19 protein-coding genes are annotated in these 23,748 nt (G+C 49.5%); 8 read left to right on the top strand and 11 right to left on the bottom strand.

The window, feature by feature from the left end; genetic code table 11:
- The first annotated feature begins 367 nt into the window (after positions 1-367).
- Together yihI and hemN are read left to right on the top strand one after the other, a co-directional pair.
- Positions 368-883, top strand: coding sequence for a Der GTPase-activating protein YihI (yihI, locus tag LC084_RS20930; protein WP_226573697.1), 516 nt, complete (start codon positions 368-370; stop codon positions 881-883).
- Between the two features lie 181 nt (positions 884-1,064).
- Positions 1,065-2,438, top strand: a complete 1,374-nt coding sequence (gene hemN, locus LC084_RS20925; RefSeq protein WP_226573694.1) for an oxygen-independent coproporphyrinogen III oxidase — start codon at positions 1,065-1,067, stop codon at positions 2,436-2,438.
- A gap of 59 nt (positions 2,439-2,497) precedes the next feature.
- Here the strand turns inward: hemN and LC084_RS20920 are convergent, their stop codons facing one another.
- From LC084_RS20920 to glnA, 4 genes are all read right to left on the bottom strand, one after another.
- Positions 2,498-2,620: a YshB family small membrane protein gene (locus tag LC084_RS20920; protein ID WP_156519018.1), complete on the bottom strand. Its 123-nt coding sequence runs from the start codon at positions 2,618-2,620 to the stop codon at positions 2,498-2,500.
- A gap of 108 nt (positions 2,621-2,728) precedes the next feature.
- Positions 2,729-4,138: a nitrogen regulation protein NR(I) gene (gene glnG, locus LC084_RS20915; RefSeq protein ID WP_036115612.1), complete on the bottom strand. Its 1,410-nt coding sequence runs from the start codon at positions 4,136-4,138 to the stop codon at positions 2,729-2,731.
- Between the two features lie 7 nt (positions 4,139-4,145).
- Positions 4,146-5,195 carry a nitrogen regulation protein NR(II) gene (glnL, locus tag LC084_RS20910; protein WP_064596262.1) on the bottom strand — a complete coding sequence of 350 codons (1,050 nt, stop codon included), beginning with the start codon at positions 5,193-5,195 and terminating at the stop codon, positions 4,146-4,148.
- 149 nt (positions 5,196-5,344) lie between these two features.
- A complete protein-coding gene (gene glnA / locus LC084_RS20905; RefSeq protein ID WP_226573691.1) occupies positions 5,345-6,754 on the bottom strand; it encodes a glutamate--ammonia ligase in 1,410 nt (469 codons plus the stop codon).
- Positions 6,755-7,131: 377 nt separating this feature from the next.
- On the opposite strand from glnA, the gene typA reads away from it, so the two are divergent.
- The 4 genes from typA to fabY all read left to right on the top strand — a co-directional run bounded on the left by typA (position 7,132) and on the right by fabY (position 11,166).
- Complete coding sequence (gene typA / locus LC084_RS20900) at positions 7,132-8,952, top strand: ribosome-dependent GTPase TypA (protein WP_226573689.1); 1,821 nt, start codon at positions 7,132-7,134, stop codon at positions 8,950-8,952.
- A 146-nt stretch (positions 8,953-9,098) separates the two neighbouring features.
- Complete coding sequence (gene yihX, locus LC084_RS20895) at positions 9,099-9,704, top strand: glucose-1-phosphatase (RefSeq protein ID WP_226573687.1); 606 nt, start codon at positions 9,099-9,101, stop codon at positions 9,702-9,704.
- 35 nt (positions 9,705-9,739) lie between these two features.
- Positions 9,740-10,177: a D-aminoacyl-tRNA deacylase gene (dtd, locus tag LC084_RS20890; RefSeq protein ID WP_226573684.1), complete on the top strand. Its 438-nt coding sequence runs from the start codon at positions 9,740-9,742 to the stop codon at positions 10,175-10,177.
- Between the two features lie 47 nt (positions 10,178-10,224).
- On the top strand, positions 10,225-11,166 hold the full coding sequence (fabY, locus tag LC084_RS20885; protein WP_226573681.1) for a fatty acid biosynthesis protein FabY: 942 nt from the start codon (positions 10,225-10,227) through the stop codon (positions 11,164-11,166).
- Positions 11,167-11,168: 2 nt separating this feature from the next.
- Here the strand turns inward: fabY and LC084_RS20880 are convergent, their stop codons facing one another.
- Both LC084_RS20880 and LC084_RS20875 read right to left on the bottom strand, forming a co-directional pair.
- Positions 11,169-12,851, bottom strand: coding sequence for an AsmA family protein (locus LC084_RS20880; protein ID WP_226573679.1), 1,683 nt, complete (start codon positions 12,849-12,851; stop codon positions 11,169-11,171).
- Positions 12,852-13,053: 202 nt separating this feature from the next.
- Entirely contained in the window at positions 13,054-14,454 is a 1,401-nt protein-coding gene (locus LC084_RS20875) for a nucleobase:cation symporter-2 family protein (RefSeq protein WP_226573677.1), read from the bottom strand.
- 224 nt (positions 14,455-14,678) lie between these two features.
- On the opposite strand from LC084_RS20875, the gene gltS reads away from it, so the two are divergent.
- Positions 14,679-15,884, top strand: a complete 1,206-nt coding sequence (gltS, locus tag LC084_RS20870) for a sodium/glutamate symporter (protein WP_226573676.1) — start codon at positions 14,679-14,681, stop codon at positions 15,882-15,884.
- A 49-nt stretch (positions 15,885-15,933) separates the two neighbouring features.
- Here gltS and recG read toward each other — a convergent pair whose 3' ends face one another.
- The 5 genes from recG to gmk are packed head-to-tail and all read right to left on the bottom strand — an operon-like array spanning position 15,934 to position 21,805.
- Entirely contained in the window at positions 15,934-18,015 is a 2,082-nt protein-coding gene (gene recG, locus LC084_RS20865; protein WP_226573674.1) for an ATP-dependent DNA helicase RecG, read from the bottom strand.
- Between the two features lie 4 nt (positions 18,016-18,019).
- The gene (trmH, locus tag LC084_RS20860) at positions 18,020-18,709 is read right to left on the bottom strand and encodes a tRNA (guanosine(18)-2'-O)-methyltransferase TrmH (protein WP_226573672.1); all 690 of its coding nucleotides are present in this window, start codon (positions 18,707-18,709) and stop codon (positions 18,020-18,022) included.
- A gap of 6 nt (positions 18,710-18,715) precedes the next feature.
- Positions 18,716-20,833: a bifunctional GTP diphosphokinase/guanosine-3',5'-bis pyrophosphate 3'-pyrophosphohydrolase gene (gene spoT, locus LC084_RS20855; RefSeq protein ID WP_226573670.1), complete on the bottom strand. Its 2,118-nt coding sequence runs from the start codon at positions 20,831-20,833 to the stop codon at positions 18,716-18,718.
- An 18-nt stretch (positions 20,834-20,851) separates the two neighbouring features.
- Positions 20,852-21,127: a DNA-directed RNA polymerase subunit omega gene (gene rpoZ, locus LC084_RS20850; protein WP_036115651.1), complete on the bottom strand. Its 276-nt coding sequence runs from the start codon at positions 21,125-21,127 to the stop codon at positions 20,852-20,854.
- A 54-nt stretch (positions 21,128-21,181) separates the two neighbouring features.
- Entirely contained in the window at positions 21,182-21,805 is a 624-nt protein-coding gene (gene gmk / locus LC084_RS20845) for a guanylate kinase (RefSeq protein WP_226573668.1), read from the bottom strand.
- A 241-nt stretch (positions 21,806-22,046) separates the two neighbouring features.
- Here gmk and ligB point away from each other — a divergent pair, with 241 nt between their 5' ends.
- Positions 22,047-23,660: an ATP-dependent DNA ligase gene (gene ligB, locus LC084_RS20840; protein WP_226573664.1), complete on the top strand. Its 1,614-nt coding sequence runs from the start codon at positions 22,047-22,049 to the stop codon at positions 23,658-23,660.
- Positions 23,661-23,748 lie beyond the last annotated feature (88 nt).

Raw genomic sequence — 23,748 nt, 5'->3', positions numbered from 1 at the left:
CCATAATCTGAAACCTTGTTTATTGCACGTTTAATTGAACAGCGTAAAGTATATACAAAATACAAGGATGCATCAGGGAGCAAACTCAGGGAGAGTTTTTCAGGAGCGCCAGGAAAGCGAAGATAAGGATCGGGCAATCTTTAATTATCACGGAAAGTGTTAAAGAGCTATCAGGAGAGCAGCAAGGAATGTTGCATGCCGAGGGAGGACAGGGGTTGTCTCAGGCGAACAAGGAATGTTGAGCCCATGATGGGTGTCAAAACGAAAAAGGCGGCGGGTTTAACCTGCCGCCTTTTTTATTTTCCTGGTTTCTGCTAGATTTCGCCGCAAATCTATACTGAATAAAACGGCTCAGAGAAGAACAATCATGAAGCAACACGCCACTGCACCTCGCGGCAAAAGTCCGTCGAAATCGCGCAATAAAAAATCGCGTGAAGAACTCAACCAGGAAGGGCGCGAACGTAAGCGCCAGAAAAAACACCGTGGGAACCCATCAGGCAGTCGCTCTGGCAGTGAACAAGGGCAGCAAAATCACAAAGGCTCCCGGCAGCAAGCAGATTCTCGTATTGGCAGTAAGAAGCCTGTCCTGTTAACCTCAGAACAGACCATAACCAACCGGCAGTATAAACCTAAGAGTGAGAAGCCTATGCTGACACCCGAGGCAGAACTGGAAATGCTGGAAACGGATGAGCGCCTGGATGCGCTACTGGAACGGCTCGAAGAAGGGCAGGTATTAAGTGATGACGAGCAAACCTGGGTTAATGAGAAACTGGATCGCATTGATGCACTGATGCAGCAACTGGGTCTTTCTTATGATGATGATGAATCAGATGAAGAACAGACTGAAGATATGATGCGCCTGCTTAAAGGGGGCCATCACTGAATCTTGCGGCGTTTTTAGTTTTACTCGTCGTCCTGCCAGTAATATGTTATCTGGCGTGGTTATTCGCTAAACTACAGCGCTTATCACAGCGTAAAAAGTGGTTGCGCAGCAGAATAATTACGCGTGGCGTTGGTCGGCAAGCGTTGCTTGCTGGCCAGCGGTTACGCAGGAAGGAGTGAGAATGTCTGAGCATGTTGTTGACTGGGATCTGGCCCTTATCCAGAAATATAACTATTCCGGGCCACGTTACACTTCTTACCCAACTGCTCTTGAGTTTTCACCAGACTATTCACTGGTAGATTTTTCTGCAGCTGTTGGTCGTTACCCTGAACGGCCTTTATCACTTTATGTACACATCCCTTTTTGCCATAAACTCTGCTACTTCTGTGGCTGTAATAAACAGATAACCCGCCAACAGCATAAGGCAGATCAATATCTTGATTTTCTTGAAAAAGAAATCCGGCATCAATCTCCGTTGTTTGCCTCCCGTACCGTAACGCAATTACACTGGGGTGGTGGCACACCCACTTTTTTGCTTAAAGACCAGATAACTCGGCTGATGTCGTTGTTACGTGAGAATTTTCATTTTGCGCCACAGGCTGAAATTTCTATTGAAGTTGATCCACGGGAAATAGAACTGGATATTCTCGATCACTTGCGGGCTGAAGGGTTTAACCGGTTAAGTATGGGTGTTCAGGATTTCAATAAAGAAGTTCAGCGCTTGGTTAACCGTGATCAGGATGAAGACTTTATTTTCTCCCTGGTGAAGCGAGCTAAATCTCTTGGGTTTACGTCAACTAATATCGATTTAATCTATGGCTTGCCAAAGCAAACACCGGAAAGCTTTGCTTTTACTTTGCAGCGTGTGGCGGAATTAAATCCTGACCGGTTGAGTGTGTTTAATTATGCGCACCTGCCGTCATTATTTGCGGCACAGCGAAAAATCAAAGATGTTGATTTGCCGTCAGCCAGTCAAAAATTAGATATTCTCCAGCAAACTATTAATTTTCTTACAGAATCTGGTTATCAGTTTATTGGCATGGACCATTTTGCACGCCCGGATGATGAACTTTCTGTCGCCCAACGGGCAGGCATTTTGCACCGCAACTTCCAGGGCTACACCACCCAGGGGGATACCGACTTATTGGGAATGGGTGTGTCAGCGATTAGCATGATCGGGGATACTTATAGCCAGAACCAAAAAGAGCTAAAAAGCTATTACCAGCAAGTTGAAGAGCAGGGAAATGCGTTGTGGCGAGGTATTTCGTTGACTCGCGATGACTGTATTCGCCGTGATGTGATTAAAAACCTGATATGTAATTTCCGGCTTAACAAAACAGATATTGCGCAGCAGTGGCAACTTCAGTTCGATGATTATTTTGCTGAAGACCTGGCATTGCTTGCTCCCCTTGAAAAAGACGGCCTGGTGGCAACAGATGACAATTGTATTCAGGTAACGGCAAAGGGACGGTTGCTGATTCGCAATATATGTATGTGTTTTGATGCGTATTTACGGCAAAAGGCACGCCAACAGCAATTTTCCAGGGTGATTTAAAAGAATAAAAAAGCGGGAAAGAATATCCCGCTTTTTTATTTGTGCAGAACAAACAGTCTTCAATTAAAGAAGTTTATCAGGGCCGCACACAATAGTGCCGCCACTGCTGTTTGTGGGGTATGGCTTGCAGCAAGGCCTGCGTCTGCACCTTGCGACACAACCTGAATTAAGGATTCCAGCATGATGTTTCTCCAGCGTGAACGCGGTAGATCATACTGAAGCTGGCGAGACAGTAAAGTACAAAATAGCAGCAATTTGCTGGTGGCTTTGCATCTTTACAATTCATGCCATCACTCCATCCCCAACTCTTTCAACTTCCTGGTCAGCGTGTTTCGTCCCCAGCCTAGCAAACGTGCAGCTTCTTGCTTATGGCCCTGAGTGTGGCGCAACGCTGTCGTCAATAATGTCCGCTCCATTTCAGGTTGTGCTTCAGACAATAAGTTTTGATGACCGGATCGCAATGCCCTGTCTGCCCATTGTGCCAGCAGCGTTGCCCAGCTGTCTGGTAGCGCCTGTGTTGGGCTGTCCGGCACAACACTTTCAAACAGCTCTGTAGGCAAGTCCTGAATCAGCACTTCCTGGCCTGCAGCCATAACGGTCAGCCAACGGCAGGTATTTTCTAACTGACGCACGTTCCCGGGCCATGCCAGCCTGGTTAATGCGGCTTCCGTTTCCGGGTGCAGTTGTTTGGTTTCAACACCTAATTCCCTGGCCGCGATTTGCAGGAAATGGCGCGCCAGGCGAGGAATATCTTCCCGGCGTTCACGTAACGGAGGGAGATGAACGCGAATAACATTGAGCCGGTGGAACAAATCCTCACGGAATTTCCCTTCCAGAACACGCTGCTCAAGGTTTTGGTGTGTTGCGGCAATGATACGTACATCGACTTTTACCGGAGCATAACCGCCCACCCGGTAAAATTGCCCGTCAGCCAGCACACGCAGCAAGCGGGTTTGTACATCCAGTGGCATATCACCAATTTCATCAAGAAACAGTGTGCCGCCATCTGCCTGCTCAAAGCGGCCCTGGCGAATTTGGTTGGCACCAGTAAATGCCCCTTTCTCATGACCAAAGAGTTCAGACTCAATTAAGTCCTTGGGAATGGCTGCCATGTTCAGTGCAATAAATGGCGCCTTCACTCGTGGGCTATGGCGGTGAAGGGCATGGGCGACCAATTCTTTACCAGTACCGGATTCACCGTTAATCAATACACTGATTGAAGAGCGGGATAACCGGCCAATAATACGGAACACATCCTGCATTGCAGGCGCTTCACCAATAATATCGGTTGTCGGGCCATTTACAGGTGCGTTACGCGGTTGCTGCTGCTCTTGATAATGGCTGATGGCACGTTCAACCAGGGCAACGGCTTCATCAATATCAAAAGGTTTTGGCAGGTAATCGAAAGCACCCTGTTGATAAGCGCTTACCGCAGCGTCCAGGTCTGAATGTGCCGTCATAATGATGACCGGTAGCATTGGGTGGCGCTGCTTGATTTGTTTTAATAATGCCAGGCCATCCATGCCAGGCATCCGGATATCGGACAACAATACATCCGGGGTTTTTGTCGCGAGCGCATCCAGCACTTCATTACCATTTTCAAAGGTGGTACAACTCAACCCGGCTCCAGTGAGCGCGCGTTCAAGCACCCAACGGATGGAGCTATCGTCATCAACGATCCAGACTATCCCTCGTTGCATAAAGACCTCACTGGCGAATAGGCAGGTATACCGAGAATTCGGTATGACCAGGCCAACTGTTAAATTCGATTTTTCCCGAATGCTGATCAATTAAATTGCGCGCAATAGATAACCCTAAACCTGTTCCCCCTTCGCGGCCGCTGACCATGGGGTAGAACAATGTATCCTGTAAATGCGCTGGTATACCGGGCCCGTTATCTTCTATGTCAATGCGGGCCGCCAGCCGGTAACGAACACCATGCAACGTCAACTGGAATGCGGTACGAGTACGCAGCGTAATCTCGCCACCTTCTTCCCCCAGCGCCTGGAGGGCATTGCGAACGATGTTGAGTAACACCTGTTCGATTTGGTCCGGGTCATGCGCTAATTCTGGAAGACTCGGATCATAATCCCTGACCAGGGTAACGTTATCGGGCAGCTCCATTGACACTAACTTAACGACCCGCTCTGCAACTTTATGAATACTTTCTGTTACATGCATGCCCGGTTGTTGTGGGCCAAGCAACCTGTCCACCAGATTACGCAGACGGTCGGCCTGCTCAATAATAACCTTGGTGTATTCAGTGAGTGACGGGTCGGGAAGCGCTTTATTGAGTAACTGTGCCGCACCACGTAACCCACCTAACGGGTTTTTTATTTCATGAGCCAGCCCCCTGACTAAATCGCGGGCTGCAACCTGTTGCGCTTGTTGCAATTGTTCCTGGCTCAAACGACGCTGGTTATCCATTGGGGCCATTTCCAGCAGAATATAGCCTTCTGGCAGCCGTTGTGCTGTGAGCGACAAAATATGTGAGCGCCCATCAATAACCAACGTCACTTCGTTATCAGTAAATCCCTGGCCAGCATTCAGGCTTTCTTGCATCAGCCCGATATTGAGCGAAAAGTAGCTCAGCAATTCCGGTAACGGCGTTCCATAAAGTTTGCGGGAACTTTGCGCCAGAAGTTGCTGCGCTGCCGGGTTCGCATAGTGAACCGCCAGGTTGTCATCAACCAACAGAATGCTGTTGATGAGAGAATTAAGGATCTGCCCAGCATCGGGCAGTGCGCCGCTTGCCATTCAGCAGTCTCCGAATGTTGTGCACTGTTTTGGTGCTTTGTAGATATTGGTACAAAAAAGAGGCAAAAAAACTTTATTGTCGGAGAAAAAAGCCCATCCGAAGATGGGCTGAAAGTTTCCACGGCAACAAAAAACGACTCTTTAATAAATCAGACGCTGTAGTACAGTTCGAATTCAACCGGATGCGGAGTCATACGCACGCGATCGTTTTCTGCACGACGCAGTTCCAGGTAAGCGTCGATGGTGTCATCAGTGAATACACCACCAGCAGTCAGGAACTCACGGTCTGCATCAAGTGCATTCAGTGCTTCTTCCAGAGAACCAGCAACCTGTGGGATTTCTGCTGCTTCTTCTGCAGGCAGGTCATACAGGTTTTTGTCCATTGCTTCGCCAGGGTGGATTTTGTTTTTGATACCGTCCAGGCCAGCCATCATCAGTGCAGCAAAGCACAGGTACGGGTTAGCTGCCGGGTCCGGGAAGCGAACTTCGATACGACGAGCTTTCGGAGAAGCAACCACCGGAATACGGATAGAGGCAGAACGGTTACGAGCAGAGTAAGCCAGCATAACCGGTGCTTCATAACCAGGAACCAGACGTTTGTAGGAGTTGGTAGCCGGGTTAGACAGGGCGTTGATTGCTTTAGCGTGTTTGATAACACCGCCAATGTAGAACAGCGCTTCTTCTGACAGGCCAGCATATTTGTCGCCAGAGAACAGGTTTACACCGTTTTTGGACAGAGACATGTGGCAGTGCATACCAGAACCGTTATCGCCAAACATTGGTTTCGGCATAAAGGTCGCAGTTTTACCAAATGCGTGAGCAACGTTGTGCACCACATATTTGTAGATCTGGATTTCGTCAGCTTTTTTGGTCAGGGTATTGAAGCGGGTAGCCACTTCGTTCTGGCCAGCAGTAGCCACTTCATGGTGATGAGCTTCAACAACCAGGCCCATCTGTTCCATGGTCAGACACATTTGAGAACGGATGTCTTGTGATGAATCTACCGGCGGAACTGGGAAGTAACCACCTTTCACTGCAGGACGGTGGCCTTTGTTACCGCCTTCGTATTTGGTGTCGGAGTTCCATGCAGCTTCGAGATCGTCGATAGCAACGTGTGAACCAGAGATGTCACTTTTGAAGCGAACATCATCGAACAGGAAGAATTCAGGCTCTGGCCCAAACAGAACGGTATCAGCAATACCGGTAGAACGCAGGTATTCTTCAGCGCGTTTTGCAATAGAGCGCGGGTCGCGGTCATAGCCCTGCATGGTAGCAGGTTCCAGAATGTCGCAACGGATGATCAGAGTTGGTTCTTCATAGAACGGATCCAGAACGGCTGTAGAGGCATCTGGCATCAGTACCATGTCGGATTCGTTGATACCTTTCCAGCCGCCGATGGAAGAACCATCAAACATTTTGCCTTCTTCGAAGAAGTCAGCGTTTACCTGGTGGGCTGGGATAGTGACGTGCTGTTCTTTGCCTTTAGTATCGGTGAAGCGTAAATCTACAAACTTCACATCATGTTCATTCAGCATCGTCAAAACATGTTCTGCGGACATACTTAAATCTCCTGGAATTGTCATTGTCGTCGTGGTAACGAGTACTTCAAACACTTCAAAAAAATGCGTTTGCCGTAATTTTGATTAAGCGAAAACTGTGCCAACTTTTAAAAATAGCGTAAAAGGCGTTATGATGCGCACCACCGTGAAAACACGCTGCACCACAATGGGAAGTATGCACTATTATGGTGCATTATGGCTAATCTAGTGCGCTGTTGTGGTGCGAAAAGTGTGCAGCGGTGCAAATCTGTGCTTCGTGAAAATGATCACAAACCCTGAAATGTAAGCTTGTTAGCAATAGATGTTTGTGATCCTGTTCAGTCCTTCGATTAATACGTGTACAATAGCGCGCTATTCCTAATGCCTGAGGCAAAGTTGTGATCGAAAATCTGCGTAACATCGCCATTATTGCGCACGTTGACCATGGTAAAACCACCCTGGTCGACAAGCTGCTGCAACAATCTGGCACGTTTGGTGAGCGTAATGAGCTGACCGAGCGCGTCATGGACTCCAACGACCTGGAGAAAGAGCGTGGGATTACCATCCTCGCGAAAAATACCGCCATTAACTGGCGCGACTACCGCATCAACATCGTGGACACCCCAGGGCACGCCGACTTTGGTGGTGAAGTAGAACGTGTTATGTCCATGGTTGACTCTGTGCTGCTGCTGGTAGACGCAATGGATGGCCCGATGCCGCAGACTCGTTTTGTAACGCAAAAAGCGTTTGCCTACGGTCTGAAACCTATTGTGGTTATCAACAAAGTTGACCGTCCTGGCGCACGCCCTGACTGGGTTGTAGATCAGGTGTTCGACCTGTTCGTTAACCTGGGTGCAACTGACGAACAGCTGGACTTCCCTATTGTTTACGCTTCTGCGTTAAACGGTATTGCGGGTCTGGATCACGAAGACATGGCTGAAGACATGACTCCGCTGTTCGAAGCCATTGTGAAACATGTGGCACCGCCAAGTGTTGACCTGAATGGCCCGTTCCAGATGCAAATCTCCCAGCTGGATTACAACAACTATGTTGGCGTTATCGGCATTGGCCGTATCAAACGCGGTGTAGTTAAACCAAACCAGCAAGTGACCATCATTGACAGCGAAGGCAAACGCCGTAACGGTAAAGTTGGCCAGGTTCTGGGTCACATGGGCCTGCAACGTATCGAATCTGCTTCTGCTGAAGCAGGTGACATCATTGCAATCACTGGTCTGGGTGATCTGAATATCTCCGATACCATCTGTGAGCCGAACAATGTAGAAGCACTGCCAGCGCTGACTGTCGATGAACCGACCGTTACCATGTTCTTCTGTGTAAACACCTCTCCATTCTGCGGTAAAGAAGGTAAGTTCGTTACTTCTCGTCAGATTCTTGACCGCCTGAAAAAAGAACTGGTGCACAACGTTGCTCTGCGTGTAGAAGAAACGCCAGACCCGGATGCTTTCCGTGTTTCTGGTCGTGGTGAACTGCACCTGTCTGTTCTGATTGAAAACATGCGTCGTGAAGGTTTCGAACTGGCTGTATCTCGTCCGAAAGTTATCTTCCGTGAAATTGATGGCCGTACTCAGGAACCGTTTGAGCAGGTTACGCTGGATATCGAAGAACAGCATCAGGGTTCCGTTATGGAAGCACTGGGTCTGCGTAAAGGTGAAATGCGTGACATGATGCCAGATGGCAAAGGCCGCGTTCGTCTTGATTACATCATTCCAAGCCGTGGCTTGATTGGCTTCCGTACTGAATTCATGACCATGACTTCCGGTACCGGTCTGCTTTATGCATCATTCAGCCACTACGATGACCTGCGTCCGGGTGAAATCGGCCAGCGTCAGAACGGTGTGTTGATTTCTAACGGCCAGGGTAAAGCAGTTGCTTATGCGCTGTACAGCCTGCAGGACCGCGGTAAGTTGTTCCTCGGCCATGGTGCTGAAGTGTATGAAGGCCAGATCATCGGTATTCACAGCCGTTCTAATGACCTGACTGTGAACTGCCTGACAGGTAAAAAACTGACCAACATGCGTGCATCAGGTACTGATGAAGCTACCACACTGTCTCCGCCGGTTAAAATGACCCTGGAACAGGCTCTGGAGTTTATCGATGATGACGAACTGGTAGAAGTAACGCCGACTTCTGTACGTCTGCGTAAACGTCACCTGACAGAAAACGATCGCCGTCGCGCCAGCCGCGGTCCGAAAGAGTAATCATATTTGTTCTTTCGTTGGTACTGATACAAAACCCCGCCTTCTTATGGTGGGGTTTTTTTATGCCTTCTTGTCATCTGCCGGATAGTCAAATCAAGCGATTACCGCTACAGTTAATTCTCCATGGCCTCACTGGAGAAGATGCAATGCTTTATATCTTTGACCTTGGGAATGTGATTATCGATATCGATTTTAACCGTGTGCTTGGTACCTGGAGCCACTATACCCATGTTCCACTGGCAAGAGTGCAAGAGCGTTTTCACATGGGTGAGATTTTTCAGTGCCATGAGCGGGGGGAAATCAGTGATGATGCCTTTATTCAGGATATGTCGCATGAACTGTGCTTGCCCTTGAGCCCGGCTCAATTCACTGAAGGTTGGCAGGCTATCTTTGTAGGGCTTCGTAGTGAAGTCATTGATGTCATGCGTTCATTACGTGCGCAACAACAGCGTGTCGTCGTGTTGTCTAACACCAACCTGTTACATACATTATTCTGGCGTGAGCGCTGGCCAGAGGTGGATGATGCCGCTTCGCATGTCTACCTTTCTCATGAAATAGGAATGCGTAAACCTGAACCTGAGATTTACCAATATGTCCTGAATCAGGAAGGTGTGGCAGCCAGTGATGCCATATTTTTTGATGATAACAATGATAATATCAATGCAGCTCAGCAATTGGGAATAACCAGCATTTTAGTTGATGGCCGTAAACGTATTCCCGCCTGGTTTGCTGAACATATCCCGGCTACCTAATTTAATGGCCTCCATTCATCCAATAAGAATTCATCATGATTGCTTTAATACAACGCGTGTCTGAAGCCTGCGTAAAGGTGGATGGCATGATTACTGGCCAGATTGGTTCAGGACTTTTAGTGTTATTAGGTGTCGAAAAAGAAGACACCCACCAGAAAGCGGATCGTCTGTGTGAGCGAGTGCTTGGTTACCGTATCTTTCAGGATGAAAATGACAAAATGAACCTGAACGTTCAACAGGCTGGTGGTAGCGTTTTGGTGGTTTCTCAGTTCACATTACCTGCAGACACCAGCCGTGGCATGCGTCCGGGTTTTTCTCGCGGTGCTCCACCAGAAATGGCGAATGCATTTTATGAATATTTTGTTGAACGTTGCCGTATGCAGGGAGTTGCAACGGAGACTGGGCGCTTTGCTGCAGACATGAAGGTGTCTTTAGTGAATGACGGCCCGGTAACGTTCTGGTTGCAAACATGAACCATTTGGCCCAGCAATGCACTCGGTCAACAAGAGAGAATACTCATATGTATCACCTGCGCGTACCACAAACAGAAGAAGAGCTTGAGCGCTATTACCAATTTCGTTGGGAGATGCTGCGTAAGCCTTTGCACCAGCCAAAAGGTTCTGAACGTGATGCATGGGATGCAATGGCACATCACCAAATGGTTGTCGACGAAGAAGGGAACCCTGTGGCGGTGGGCCGCCTGTATGTGAATGCCGATAATGAAGCTGCTATTCGCTTCATGGCCGTGCATCCTTCTGTTCAGGATAAAGGCCTGGGTACGCTGGTGGCGATGACGTTAGAGTCTGTAGCCCGGCAGGAAGGTGTGAAGCGTGTGGTCTGTAGTGCCCGCGAAGATGCTGTTGAGTTCTTTGCCAAACTGGGCTTCGTGAACCAGGGGGAAATAACTACGCCCCAAACCACACCGGTACGCCACTTTTTGATGATAAAACCTATCCAGACACTGGATGATATTTTGCACCGCGCCGACTGGTGTGGCCAGCTCCAGCAGGCATGGTATCAGCATATTCCATTGAGTGAGAAAATGGGTGTGCGTATCTTGCAGTATACCGGGCAGAAATTTATCACCACGATGCCTGAAACGGGCAACCAAAACCCGCACCATACCTTATTTGCCGGGAGTTTATTCTCTCTGGCTACCCTTACCGGCTGGGGGCTTATTTGGTTGATGTTGCGTGAACGCCATCTGGGTGGAACCATTATTTTGGCTGATGCGCACATTCGCTATAGCAAGCCGATTGCGGGTAAACCGGGGGCTGAGGCTAGCCTGGAAACACTCAGTGGCGATCTGGATCGCCTGGCCCGTGGGAGAAAATCGCGCGTACAGTTACAGGTCAAATTATTTGGCGATGAACACCTGGGCGCCGTATTCGAAGGGGTGTATATGGTGCTTCCAGCGCAACCTTTCGGCGCGCTGGAAGCGGGTGGTAATGAAGAAGAATAGCGTTAATTCCCTGTCACTGTTCCCTGATGCATAGTTTGCTGAGCCTGGTTACCTTTGCTGTCTGTCAGATGCAACGTGCCATTCATGCCAGGGGCCAGAGGTAAACCAGCCTGTAAGCGGCCTTGCAGTGATAACTGCAAGTTGCCATTGCCAGAAAGAGGAACGGCTGGCCAACCCCAGTTATGCAGGATATCAAGGGGTACGCCCTTTCCTGTAAGCTGTAACGAGAGCGCCCGCTCTGCGGTCTGGCTAACCTGTGCTTTTGCATCAAGCAGCCCTTTCTCGGTAAAAGCGCTAAGCTCTGTCAGTGCAATACTGCCTGGAGTGGCATTCAAGCTGACAGAAGGCCTGCGGACATCCACTTTATTGAACGTTGCCCCTGCTGCGGCAAAGCTCAACTTACCTTGCCAGATTCCCCACTGGTTATCTTTTACCAGGGTCAGACCAGAGCCGTCACCGTCCAGCGAAGTAAACTGAAATGGAAAATCAGGATTAATATCAATCAGTAAATTACGGCTGGCGGAAAAACGCCCAACAGTCACTGTTTTGAGCCAGTCTGGTAAAGCGGTTTGCCACCAGGTTTTCCATTGTGCGGGTAATGTGTATTCCAGCCCGGCGACGGCAACCTCATTCAGTGCCAGAGTATGAGATTGCCGCAACCACTCTCCATCTGCACGAATCATTCCACGTTCCCAGCGTGACGAAAACTGGCGTATCTTGATGCCATCTGCAGATAAATCGGCATTAAAAATCGGGTCGGTGAACTGGAACGGGCCGTAAATAATATCGCTGGCGTTCAGGGATATTTGACCATCATTACTGCTCCATTCACCGTTCGCCAGCGCCAGGTTACGCAAGCTGAAGTTCAAATCGGTAACCGCCCATTGCGGACCTTCCATGCGCGCCCCGGTCACCTCCAGGCGGTCAATCATTAATGAAGGCGGGGTGGCTAGCGGAGCCAGAAAATCCGCCAATGATTTAGCGGTTTGCAGGCGGATATCATTAAGCCGTAGCATTTCAATTTCCCAACTACCGTCAGAATTGCGACGGGCGCTGGCAGTTAATGCACCGCGTGCAATATCTGCTCCCACGGTTTGCAAAATAACTTCTTGCTGCGCAATTTTACCTTGTATCAGTACATTTGTAGCCGGGATACCATTCAGCAATAACGACCCGGCACTGAGTTGTATTTGGGTATCTTTACCCAGAATATTGCCGGGTTCGGGTTTCCACGGAACCAGCCCGCCACTTACCCGTTGGGCCGTGAGATTCCAACCTGTTTCCGGGCTGTTAATGGCCATATTGGTGAGTTGTAACCGTTCTGCCTGGAAAGGTAATGGTGCGGCAGAAGGTAGTAAATTCAGGGTGCCACCGTCTAACAGGATGGTATCCACATGCATGGGTTCTGAAAACTGCCTGGCACTCAGGCCTATATCTACCTGTTTTGCGACCAGGGTGGGCGAATGCCCTTTCCTGCCAAATGTAACACCGGACAACATGATATGGCCTGGGGCTTGCCAGGAGTGCGAAACGGCCCGAATCTGTAAATTATATCCCGTGTTGCCATTCACCCAGCGAACAATTTTCCCGGTTCCCCACGGAGTTTGTGCCAGAAAATACCCGGCAACCAGCACTGCAAAAATGGCGATCAGCAGTGCGAAAAAAAACTTTCCTGCGAATTTCATAGCCTTCCATCCTGCGCAGATACCATTCGGGTGTTATGCCTTAAAAATATACATACCTCAAGGGTGGATATGTGAAGAGTTGCATCAGTAAGGTGGATCAACGCAGGCAAACAGGCAATATTTTCGAGAGGAATTTTAAAAGGAAACCAGACTGTATTCGCCAATATTTTGCAAATATGGCGAATACAAAAACAGTTAGCCTTTATTGTTTCTCTTTTTCCTGAGGGAAAATCAGGTTAAGCAGGATAGCGGTGATCCCACCGGCAGCAATCCCGGAAGAGAGCATATTTTTCAGCCAGTCAGGAGCAAACTGCAGAATCAAGGGCTGCTGAGAAACGCCCAAACCTACCGCCAGCGATAATGCAATTATCAGAATGGCGCGGCGGTTTAACGGTTCCCGAGACACAATACGGACACCAGATGCGGCGATGGTACCGAACATCACAATGGTAGCCCCACCCAACACGGGTTCAGGAATATGTTGAACAAAACCACTCACAGCCGGGAACAGACCAAGAACAATCAGCATCAGTGCAACTACAAACCCGACATAGCGGCTTGCCACACCAGTTAACTGAATCACCCCGTTATTTTGCCCAAAGCAGGAGTTGGGGAAGGTGTTGAAAATCGCTGAAACCATTGAGTTCAGGCCATTTGCCAGCACGCCTCCTTTCAGACGTTTCATGTATAACGGCCCGGAAACCGGTTGTTCTGAGACATCCGACGTGGCGGTGATATCACCAATCGTTTCCAGCGAGGTCACCATAAATACCAGCATCAGTGGTACCAACAGATTCCAGTCAAAGCCCAGGCCGTAATAAAGCGGTGTTGGAACCATAATCAGCGCCTGGTTAGCAGCCGTTGTATTGTCTGGCAGCATGCCCATAAACCAGGCGGCAAGATAGCCAATTGCCATTGCAATCACCAGTGATGCAACACGTAGATACGGGTTACGTTGGCGGTTAAGCAGAATAATGACAGCCAGAACAATCCCTGCCAGTAACAGGTTTTTGGGGGCGCCAAAACTGTGGTCGTTCATGGCAGCGTAACCACCACCGATAGACGTCAGGCCAACCTGAATCAGAGATAACCCGATAATCATGACCACTACGCCCGAAACCAGAGGTGTGATGATGCGTCGGGCAAGGTGCAGCACGCGCGACAGTACCATTTCGGTGCAGCTTGCCAGCATCAATGTGCCAAACAGCGCAGCCATCATGGTTGGGATATCAGCTCCGCCATTTTTCAGTGCCAGGCCGCCCATAATTAATGGGGATACGAAGTTAAAGCTGGTGCCCTGAATGGACAATAAACCTGAGCCTACAGGCCCCCAGGCCTTAATTTGAATGATGGATGCCACGCCAGAAGCAAATAACGACATGCTGATGATGTGCTGAGTATCCGCGGCTGGTAAACCCAAAGCCTGGCAAATTAATAGTGCAGGGGTAATCACCGCGACAAACATAGCTAACAAATGCTGGCAGGCTGCAAACAATGTTTGTGGCAAAGGAGGCCGGTCCTCCAGGTGATAGATGAGTTCACTATTACGCGGCGGGTGAGCAACCGTTTGCGCACTTTCTGCTTCTGAATGGCTCGCGGACATTATTGGGATATCTCGTGGTGGAAAAGCGGTGATTTTATCGGACTAAATGGTAAAAGCAAACGGTTGCTTTTTGTAACAACGATGTTAATAACTGGAAACCTGTTTTTTATGCTAATCTCTGGCTGTTTTTTAGTTAAAATGATGCGTCTATCCACTTTTTGGTGATATTTCTTATTACGGGACGATAGCGTGCAGCAACTGATGCGCACATGGAGTATTTCAATATGTTTCACCTCGATACCTTATCTACGCTGGTCGCCGCGACCCTTGTCCTCTTGTTGGGGCGCAAACTGGTTCAAACTGTTCCAATCCTGAAAAAATACACAATTCCTGAACCGGTTGCTGGTGGCTTACTGGTTGCGTTGGCTTTGCTACTGCTCAAACTGACAACTAACTGGGAAGTTGAGTTTGATATGTCGCTAAAAGACCCGCTAATGTTGGCTTTTTTTGCCACAATCGGGCTGAATGCCAATATCGCCAGCCTGCGCTCTGGCGGTAAAGTCCTTAGTACATTTTTGATTGTTGTCGTTGGCCTGTTACTGATGCAGAACGCCATTGGCATTGGTATGGCAAAGGTGCTGGGGCTTGACCCGTTAATGGGGTTGTTGGCCGGGTCTATTACGCTGTCTGGGGGTCATGGTACAGGCGCTGCGTGGAGTAAACTGTTTACTGAGCGGTATGGGTTTGAAAATGCCACAGAAGTGGCGATGGCCTGTGCGACATTTGGTTTGGTGCTGGGTGGGCTGATTGGCGGGCCTGTTGCTCGTTATTTGGTGAAACACTCATCCAATCCAGAGGGTACACCGGATGACAATGCGGTTCCCACAGCATTTGAGAAGCCTGATATTGGCCGCATGATTACCTCATTGGTAATGGTGGAAACCATTGCCATGATTGCCATCTGTTTAACACTGGGGCGTGTTGTCGCTCAACTCCTGCAAGGGACTGTGCTCGAGCTACCCACCTTTGTTTGTGTGTTGTTCGTTGGTGTTATTCTCAGTAATACCCTGGCGGCTATTGGTTTCTATCAGGTATTTGATCGGGCAGTATCAGTTCTTGGTAACGTCAGCCTTTCTTTGTTCCTTGCCATGGCGTTGATGAGCCTTAAATTATGGGAGCTGGCTTCTCTGGCATTACCGATGCTGGCGATTCTTGCAGTGCAGGCACTGTCCATGGCGCTGTATGCCATCTTTGTGACATGGCGGTTGATGGGCAAGAATTATGATGCAGCAGTGCTGGCTGCTGGGCATTGTGGATTTGGCCTGGGGGCAACGCCAACGGCAATTGCAAATATGCAGGCAATAACTGACCGTTTTGGCCCATCACATATGGCGTTTTTGGTGGTTCCAATGGTGGGTGCATTCTTTATTGATATTGTGAATGCGCTGGTCATTAAGCTCTATTTATTACTGCCAATTTTTGGTGCATGACACCTTGCGCACTTAAACAATACCCTGCGGTTTGCATAACCGTGGGGTATCAGGCATTAGAATAACGCTCAGTTTCTGGCATCCAGCGTTCAATGAGTGCAAGCGCTTGTTGGGGGTATTTTTCATGAATGTGGCGCGCAAGGCGCTGTACTTCCGGAATCATTCTTTGGTCGCGTAACAGGTCTGCGACTTTAAACTCTGCATTCCCCGTCTGACGAGTACCAAGCAATTCACCCGGCCCACGAATTTCAAGGTCTTTCTGAGCAATCACAAACCCGTCGTTACTGTCGCGCAGTACCTGCAAACGCATTTGTGCCGTTTTGGATAATGGTGATTTGTAGAGCAATACACAATGCGAGGCAACCGCACCACGGCCAACACGCCCTCGTAACTGGTGTAACTGGGCCAGCCCAAGGCGCTCAGGGTTTTCAATGATCATCAGGCTGGCATTGGGAACATCAACACCCACTTCAATCACCGTAGTGGCAACTAACAGATGGAGTTTCCCTGATTTAAAATCCTGCATGACCGCTTGCTTTTCTTGTGGCTTCATTCGCCCATGGACCAAACCAACAGATAAACCCGGTAAAGTGACTTTTAACTCTTCCCACGTTGCTTCTGCAGCCTGAGCTTCCAGTAACTCAGATTCCTCAATCAGCGTACACACCCAGTAAGCCTGGCGCCCTTCTTCTGCACAGGCATGGCGAACTCGCTCAATAATATCCTGGCGGCGGGTATCAGGAATGGCGACAGTGGTTACCGGTGTTCTGCCTGGCGGTAATTCATCAATTACCGAAGTATCCAGGTCTGCGTAGGCCGTCATCGCGAGTGTGCGAGGGATCGGGGTCGCGGTCATGATTAACTGGTGTGGGTGGAAGCCTTGCTTTTCACCTTTTTCCCACAAAGCCAGGCGCTGGTGGACACCAAAACGGTGTTGTTCATCAATAATAACCAGTGCCAGGTTATTAAACTCAACCTGTTCCTGGAAAATAGCATGAGTGCCAACAATCATTTTCACCTGGCCGCTGGCGATGGCTTCTTGTTGGGCCAGGCGTGCTTTACCCTTTTGTTTTCCCGCCAGCCAACCTACCTGAATACCGAGTGGTTCAAACCAGGCTGCAAAGTTAGTGGCATGTTGTTCCGCCAGTAATTCTGTTGGCGCCATTAAGGCAACCTGGCAGCCATCGGCAATAGCACGTAACGCTGCAAGGGCGGAAACCAATGTTTTCCCTGACCCAACATCGCCCTGAACCAAACGCATCATTGGCGTATCTTGCGCCATATCCTGCTCAATTTCCGCTACAACGCGTTGCTGTGCGCCCGTGGGTGAAAAGGGGAGTTGGGTGAGAAAAGTACGCTTCAGCGTATCATCTTCAGGCAAAGAACGGGCATGATAACGGCGGGCACCAGCCCTTAACGCCAGCATACTCAGGTTATGTGCCAGTAATTCTTCCATAATCAGGCGGCGTTGTGCTGGGTGTTGCCCGGCTTCCAGATCAGCCAGTTGCAATGATGGTGGGGGCCGGTGGAGCGTGTGCAATGCCTGCTTAAGGCTCATCATTCCTTGCGCCAACTCTTGTGGTAACAGCTCTGCGATTGCACAACTGTCCAGCAGTTCCAGTGCCTGGTCGGTGAGTTTACGTAGTGTTGCCTGGCGTACCCCTTCCGTTGTGGGGTAAACCGGGGTTAGTGTTTCCTGCAACGCAGGTGCACTGGCATCGTCCTGTAAACGGTATTCCGGGTGAATCATCTCTGCACCGTGGTTGCCGCGCTTCGCTTCCCCATAAGCCAGCACTCGCCTTCCTGTAGACAGGCTGTTCTTCATCGCTGCATTAAAATTGAAAAACCGCATAGTCAAAATGCCGCTGCCATCGCTTATTTGGCATACCATCATGCGGCGTCGGCCAAACTGCACGGTACAATTCAGCACTTCGCCTTCAACAGTGGCATAGACTCCAGGCAGCAAATCTCCGATTGCAAAGAGTTGCGTGCGGTCTTCGTAGCGTAGTGGGAGGTGTAACAGGAGATCCTGAATCGTGTGTAAGCCGATTTTTGCCAGTTTGTCACTCTGGCTGGCACCTACGCCGGTCAGTGTGTTGAGGGGGATGGCATCCAGCAGGCGGCCTTTCATGGCATCACTCCGCCGACTGCATTCTGGCCCACCAACTTGCCTCTGCTTCTATTTCTCCAGCCAGGTTAATTTGTGGGTAGGGCAGGCCTTTGCGCTTTGCGACTTTAGCCAGTACCGGGTAACCACCTTCAAACAAAAGTCGCTGCTGAACGCTGTCTGGTAACATACTGTTTTCCCGTGCATACATACCCGCGTTTTGGCGCTGGCGCTGTGCTTCATACAGAATGAGGGCAGATGCTACAGAAACATTTAACGACTGCACCATTCCTGTCATCGGAATAATGATGTCTTGATCTGCCAGAGCCAGCGCTTCCTGAGTAATGCCTGTTTTCTCCTGACCCAGAAGAATGCAGGTTGGGAGGGTGTAGTCGATTTCCCGGAAATCAACGGCTTTATCGGAAAGGTGAGTGGCGAGAACTTGCATGCCACGCGCTTTGAGCGTGGTAACCGCATTTTGAATCGTGCGGTGTGTTTTGACGTCAACCCAGCTATTACTCCCGGCCGCCGTTGACACCGTTGTACGTAACTTGTGCCCGGGCCATACAGCATGAACTTCCTGGACACCCACGGCATCCGCTGTGCGGATAATAGCAGAAACGTTATGTGGTTTATGAACCTGCTCCATGCACACTGTCAGGTCTGGCTGGCGGCGGGCGAGCATTTCGCAAATACGCGCATAACGTTGTGGATTCATAAACGCTTAATTTCTGTTGCGGTTAACTTTTATGACATCTGGCATAACGCGGATTTTACGCATAATGTTGGCCAAATGTACGCGATCCCGGGCAGTGAGACGAATAAATGCGCTGTATACCCGCCCATCTTTCTCTTCTGTATTCAGGCTTTGTATGTTGGAACCAGAAGCATTAATCGCAGCGGTCAGGTTAGCCAGAGCCCCCTGGTGGTTGAACATATCCACCTTGATTTCGGTGATAAACTCTTGCTCGGTTTCCTTATCCCACTCAACAGCCATGAATTTTTCTGGCTCTTTCTGGTAGCCCTTAATATTTCGGCAAGATTCATGGTGAATGACCAGACCTTTTCCCGGACTGACATGGGCAATAATCGGGTCGCCAGGAATTGGGCGGCAGCATTTTGCAAACGTCACCATCACACCGTCAGCGCCTTTTATTGGCAAGTGAGTACGGTTTTCCGCAGGTGCTGTTTGCTGCTGTACGCTGTTTTCACCATGAGTCAGGTTTTTTGCTACCACAACACTCATGGCATTACCGAGGCCAATCTCTGCCAACAGGTCATCCAGAGACCCAAGCTTCATGCGCTCCAGTTCCCGTTGCAGATTCTCTGCCGGGATCTCAGCAAGCTTACGGCTCCCACCTAATGCATGGCTTAACAGGCGGCGGCCCAGGCTAACTGAGTCATCACGCTTGAGGTTCTTGAGCGCCTGGCGGATTTTAGCCCGCGCCCGCGAACTGACCACAAAGTTCAGCCATGCAGCATTAGGGCGAGCGCCTGGAGCGGTGATGATTTCCACGGTTTGCCCGCTGGAAAGCGGTTGGGAAAGCGGGTAAGGCTGGCGGTCTACGCGGGCACCGACACAGGCATGGCCAATATCTGTGTGTACCGCATAGGCAAAATCGACGGGTGTGGCTCCGGCAGGGAGTTCAACAATACGCCCTTCCGGAGTGAAAACGTAAATCTCATCCGGGAACAGATCAGATTTCACGCTTTCAATAAATTCAAACGAGTTACCAGCGCTTTGTTGTAACTCGAGCAGGCTTTGCATCCAGCGTTGAGCCCGAATTTGCGCAGTGGTACTGCTTTCACCATGGCCTTTATAGGCCCAGTGCGCAGCTACCCCCATTTCTGCCATTTGGTCCATATCTTCTGTACGAATCTGGACTTCAACGGGCACGCCGTGGGGGCCAATCATTGAAGTATGCAATGATTGGTAACCGTTCGCTTTTGGTATAGCAATGTAGTCTTTGACCCGGCCTGGGCGTGGTTTATACAGGCTGTGCATCTGCCCCAAAACACGGTAACAGGTGTCCACATCTTTAACGATTACACGAAAAGCATAGATATCCATGATGGAGTGAAAGCGTTGTTCTTTCAGCACCATTTTGCAGTAAATCGAATAAAGGTGTTTTTCCCTGCCACTGACACGACAGGCTATGCCCGCTTCTTGCAACCGCCCTTCAATTTCAGAAAGGATTTTCTGGATCATCTCTTTGCGGTTACCGCGAGCGGATTTTACCACTTCTTTGATGACCCGATAACGGTTAGGGTAGAGTGCTTCAAAACCTAACTCTTCCAACTCAGTTTTCAAGTGATGAATACCTAAGCGGTGAGCCAGTGGGCTGTATATTTCCAGCGTTTCCCGTGCAATACGGCGGCGTTTATCCGGGCGCAAAGAGCCCAGCGTGCGCATATTGTGGGTACGGTCTGCGAGCTTGATCAGAATGACGCGGATGTCCTGCACCATCGCCATTATCATCTTGCGAAAGTTTTCAGCTTGCGCTTCTTTCTTATCGCGGAATTTCAGTTTATCGAGTTTTGATACCCCTTCGACCAATTCGGCTACGGTTTTACCGAACAACTGTTCCATATCCTGGTAGGTTGCTGGAGTATCTTCGATAACATCGTGCAACAGTGCCGCCATGAGTGTTTCGTGGTCGAGCTTCATTTCGGCCAGAATACAAGCTACAGCGACAGGGTGCGTTATATAGGGTTCACCACTTGAACGTGTTTGCCCCTCGTGAGCATCACGCGCAACAAGGTACGCCTGCCTGAGGCGCTTAATTTGGTCCTCAGGCAAGTAATGTTGAATCAGTTGATTAAGGCTTTCAAACAGGTACAAGGGGTGCCTACAGAGTTATTAACGACGACCTTCAGCAATCGCGGTAACAGCCTGCAATTCAGCGGCTTCCTGCTCTTGCTGTTCCTGGCGTTCACGCACATCGAGGATCTGATTGTTAATCAAACCTTCTTCGATTTCACGCAGCGCGATTACGGTGGGCTTATCGTTTTCTTCCGGTACCAGCGGATCTTTGCCGCCTGCCTGCATTTGGCGGGCGCGACGCGCAGCGACCAGTACCAGGTCAAAACGGTTACCAATTTTCTCTACAGCGTCCTGAACAGTTACGCGTGCCATATTTAAAGTGCTCCACAGGTGAAGAAATGACTGGGCATGATACTGAATCCGGGTTCAGTCTGCCAATAGTTTGCTGATTAAAGCATCATGACGTTGCTTTTGTCGCCCCATACGCAGGCGTTCAGCTCGAATGATAGTCTTTAAATCGCCTAAGGCGGTATCAAAGTCATCATTCACAATAAGGTAATCATACTCGGCATAGTGGCTCATTTCCGCAACAGCCTGAGCCATGCGACGGGTAATGACGTCTTCACTATCCTGACCACGGCCTCGTAAGCGCCGATCCAGTTCCACTTTTGAAGGTGGAAGAATAAATATACTGCGAGCTTCCGGCATTTTGTTGCGGATTTGCTGGGCACCTTGCCAATCAATATCCAGAAAAACATCCACACCCGTCGACAATACTTGCTCAATAGTGTGGCGTGAAGTGCCGTAGTAATTCCCAAAGACTTCCGCATGTTCCAGAAAAGCGTCTTCAGCAATCATTTGTCGAAACTCATCATGGTTAACAAAATAGTAGTGTTCACCATGAATTTCGCCCGGGCGCGCGGAACGTGTGGTATGAGAAATGGAAACCTGTGTGTCATACAGTGGCTGAGTTTTCAGTAACGCCTGAATGAGACTGGATTTCCCCGCACCACTTGGCGCGGAAACAATATAAAGCGTGCCTTGAGCCATGAGTATTCGATTCGAAATAAAGAAGTGAGTAATACGCGCTTATTATACACAACCTCCTGCCATTACGTAGCCTTTGTCTGGTTTATGGCCGTAATTTCTTTATTTTCCGTTCAGTATTCCTGATTTTTGCTGTGCAAACTGCAACAAACCATTTTGTTTTCAAGCGGGTTCGCAAACGAAAATGTTTACCATTTTAGTATCACTTCCCGTTTCGTACAGTGCGTGGACTCAGGAGGTAGGTATGAAAATAGGGTTATTACTTATTCAATTACTGTGTATTTCTCTCGCGCAAGCGCAATGCCCTGATTGGGCACCCACACGCGCCAATCACGAAATATCCGTGTTGTCTGCCCGAATATCAGAGTGGGATAACGCGTATTGGCAAAAGGGTGTCAGTGAAATAGATGACGATCTTTATGACCAGATTCGTAGCCGCCTGGCATTTTGGCAGCATTGCTTTCAGTACCCTGTTGCGGGTAGTGATGCCATACAAGCCAGTCCCGGTAAGCACTGGCATCCTGTTGCACATACCGGGGTTAAAAAGTTATCTGACATTGAATCCGTAGCGCGTTGGATGTCAGGTAAGACGGCTCTGTGGGTTCAGCCCAAAGTGGATGGTGTTGCCATTACATTAGTTTATCAGGATGGAAAACCCGTCCGGTTACTTAGCCGTGGCGATGGCCTGCAGGGGGAAGACTGGAGTGACAGGATCCCATTCCTTCCAGGGGTGCCTCAAAAAACTGAAGGCCTGTTAGCCAATGCAGTGCTGCAAGGCGAGCTATTCTTACAGGCCGAAGTTCCGGGGCATGTGCAGCAGCGCGATGGCAGTTTGAATGCTCGGGCTTATGTGGCGGGAGCAATGATGCGTAAGACGCCGGGCTTACATCTTGGCCGTATAGGCCTTTTTATTTGGGCCTGGCCGGATGGCCCGCAGGCGTTGTCCCGGCAGTTTTCCTTGTTATCTGACGCCGGGTTCACTTTAACGTCTGGCTGGTCACAACCTGTGGTGTCTGCAACTGATGTTGCGCACTGGCGTCCTGGTGAGAATGGCTGGCTGGTTGCCTGGAAATACCCACCCGAGCAACAAGTTGCTGAGGTGAAAAAGATTAATTTCACCATTGGGCGTACAGGGAAAGTGACGGTTGTGGCAACACTTCACCCAGTTCAAATAGATGATAAGTGGATTAAGAGGGTTAACCTTGGATCTGTATCACGCTGGCAGAAATGGGATATTGCGCCAGGAGACCAGCTCGTTGTGAGCCTGGCGGGCCAGGAAATTCCACGTGTGGACGATGTGCTGTGGCGTGTGGCTGAGCGTATTAAGCCTGTTCCCCCAAATTCAGCATTATTCCATGCGTTGAGTTGTTTCGCTCCTCAGGAAGAACATTGCCAGCAGCAATTCCTCGCCCGCCTGAGTGGGTTATCACAACCTCAGGTGCTTGGCCTGAAAGGGGTTGGGCCTGGCCGTTGGCGAGCGCTTACTGAATACCACCAGTTTGAGCATATTTTTTCCTGGTTGCAATTAACCGAAGAGGCTTTGGCAAGCACGCCAGGTATTTCTGCATCCCATGCAACGGCTATGTGGAACCTATTTTCACAGGCTCGCCAGCAACCTTTTGCCCGTTGGGTTAGAGCCCTGGGGGTTCCCCTCCCGGAGCGACATTTCCGGGCTTTTGCGGATACACACTGGGCACAGGTTGCACAACGTACTCAGGACGACTGGCAACGCCTTGCCGGGATTGGGCCGGGGCGGGCCAAAGAGATTCTGCGCGTGGTAAATTCACCAGAAGTGAACCACCTTGTGGGTTGGCTGGGGGAGGAAGGTATAACAGGGTTCACACAGAGTGATTTTTAGATATATCTATTATAATAAGTAAAATTATGATGACTAATTATTATGATGTTTTTATATTGATATCCTGTAATTTAGATATATCTAATGT

Source organism: Mangrovibacter yixingensis (assembly GCF_020523985.1).
Lineage (GTDB): Bacteria > Pseudomonadota > Gammaproteobacteria > Enterobacterales > Enterobacteriaceae > Mangrovibacter > Mangrovibacter yixingensis.
Note: the sequence above shows the minus strand (reverse complement) of the source record. Positions and strands in the feature narration are given on the sequence as shown.

What these genes read in the sequence shown, in the direction of transcription:
- yihI (WP_226573697.1), top strand. Translation starts at nt 368, where the DNA reads ATGAAGCAACACGCCACTGCACCTCGCGGCAAAAGTCCGTCGAAATCG.
- hemN (WP_226573694.1), top strand. Translation starts at nt 1,065, where the DNA reads ATGTCTGAGCATGTTGTTGACTGGGATCTGGCCCTTATCCAGAAATAT.
- LC084_RS20920 (WP_156519018.1), bottom strand. Translation starts at nt 2,620, where the DNA reads ATGCTGGAATCCTTAATTCAGGTTGTGTCGCAAGGTGCAGACGCAGGC.
- glnG (WP_036115612.1), bottom strand. Translation starts at nt 4,138, where the DNA reads ATGCAACGAGGGATAGTCTGGATCGTTGATGACGATAGCTCCATCCGT.
- glnL (WP_064596262.1), bottom strand. Translation starts at nt 5,195, where the DNA reads ATGGCAAGCGGCGCACTGCCCGATGCTGGGCAGATCCTTAATTCTCTC.
- glnA (WP_226573691.1), bottom strand. Translation starts at nt 6,754, where the DNA reads ATGTCCGCAGAACATGTTTTGACGATGCTGAATGAACATGATGTGAAG.
- yihX (WP_226573687.1), top strand. Translation starts at nt 9,099, where the DNA reads ATGCTTTATATCTTTGACCTTGGGAATGTGATTATCGATATCGATTTT.
- dtd (WP_226573684.1), top strand. Translation starts at nt 9,740, where the DNA reads ATGATTGCTTTAATACAACGCGTGTCTGAAGCCTGCGTAAAGGTGGAT.
- fabY (WP_226573681.1), top strand. Translation starts at nt 10,225, where the DNA reads ATGTATCACCTGCGCGTACCACAAACAGAAGAAGAGCTTGAGCGCTAT.
- LC084_RS20880 (WP_226573679.1), bottom strand. Translation starts at nt 12,851, where the DNA reads ATGAAATTCGCAGGAAAGTTTTTTTTCGCACTGCTGATCGCCATTTTT.
- LC084_RS20875 (WP_226573677.1), bottom strand. Translation starts at nt 14,454, where the DNA reads ATGTCCGCGAGCCATTCAGAAGCAGAAAGTGCGCAAACGGTTGCTCAC.
- gltS (WP_226573676.1), top strand. Translation starts at nt 14,679, where the DNA reads ATGTTTCACCTCGATACCTTATCTACGCTGGTCGCCGCGACCCTTGTC.
- recG (WP_226573674.1), bottom strand. Translation starts at nt 18,015, where the DNA reads ATGAAAGGCCGCCTGCTGGATGCCATCCCCCTCAACACACTGACCGGC.
- trmH (WP_226573672.1), bottom strand. Translation starts at nt 18,709, where the DNA reads ATGAATCCACAACGTTATGCGCGTATTTGCGAAATGCTCGCCCGCCGC.
- rpoZ (WP_036115651.1), bottom strand. Translation starts at nt 21,127, where the DNA reads ATGGCACGCGTAACTGTTCAGGACGCTGTAGAGAAAATTGGTAACCGT.
- gmk (WP_226573668.1), bottom strand. Translation starts at nt 21,805, where the DNA reads ATGGCTCAAGGCACGCTTTATATTGTTTCCGCGCCAAGTGGTGCGGGG.
- ligB (WP_226573664.1), top strand. Translation starts at nt 22,047, where the DNA reads ATGAAAATAGGGTTATTACTTATTCAATTACTGTGTATTTCTCTCGCG.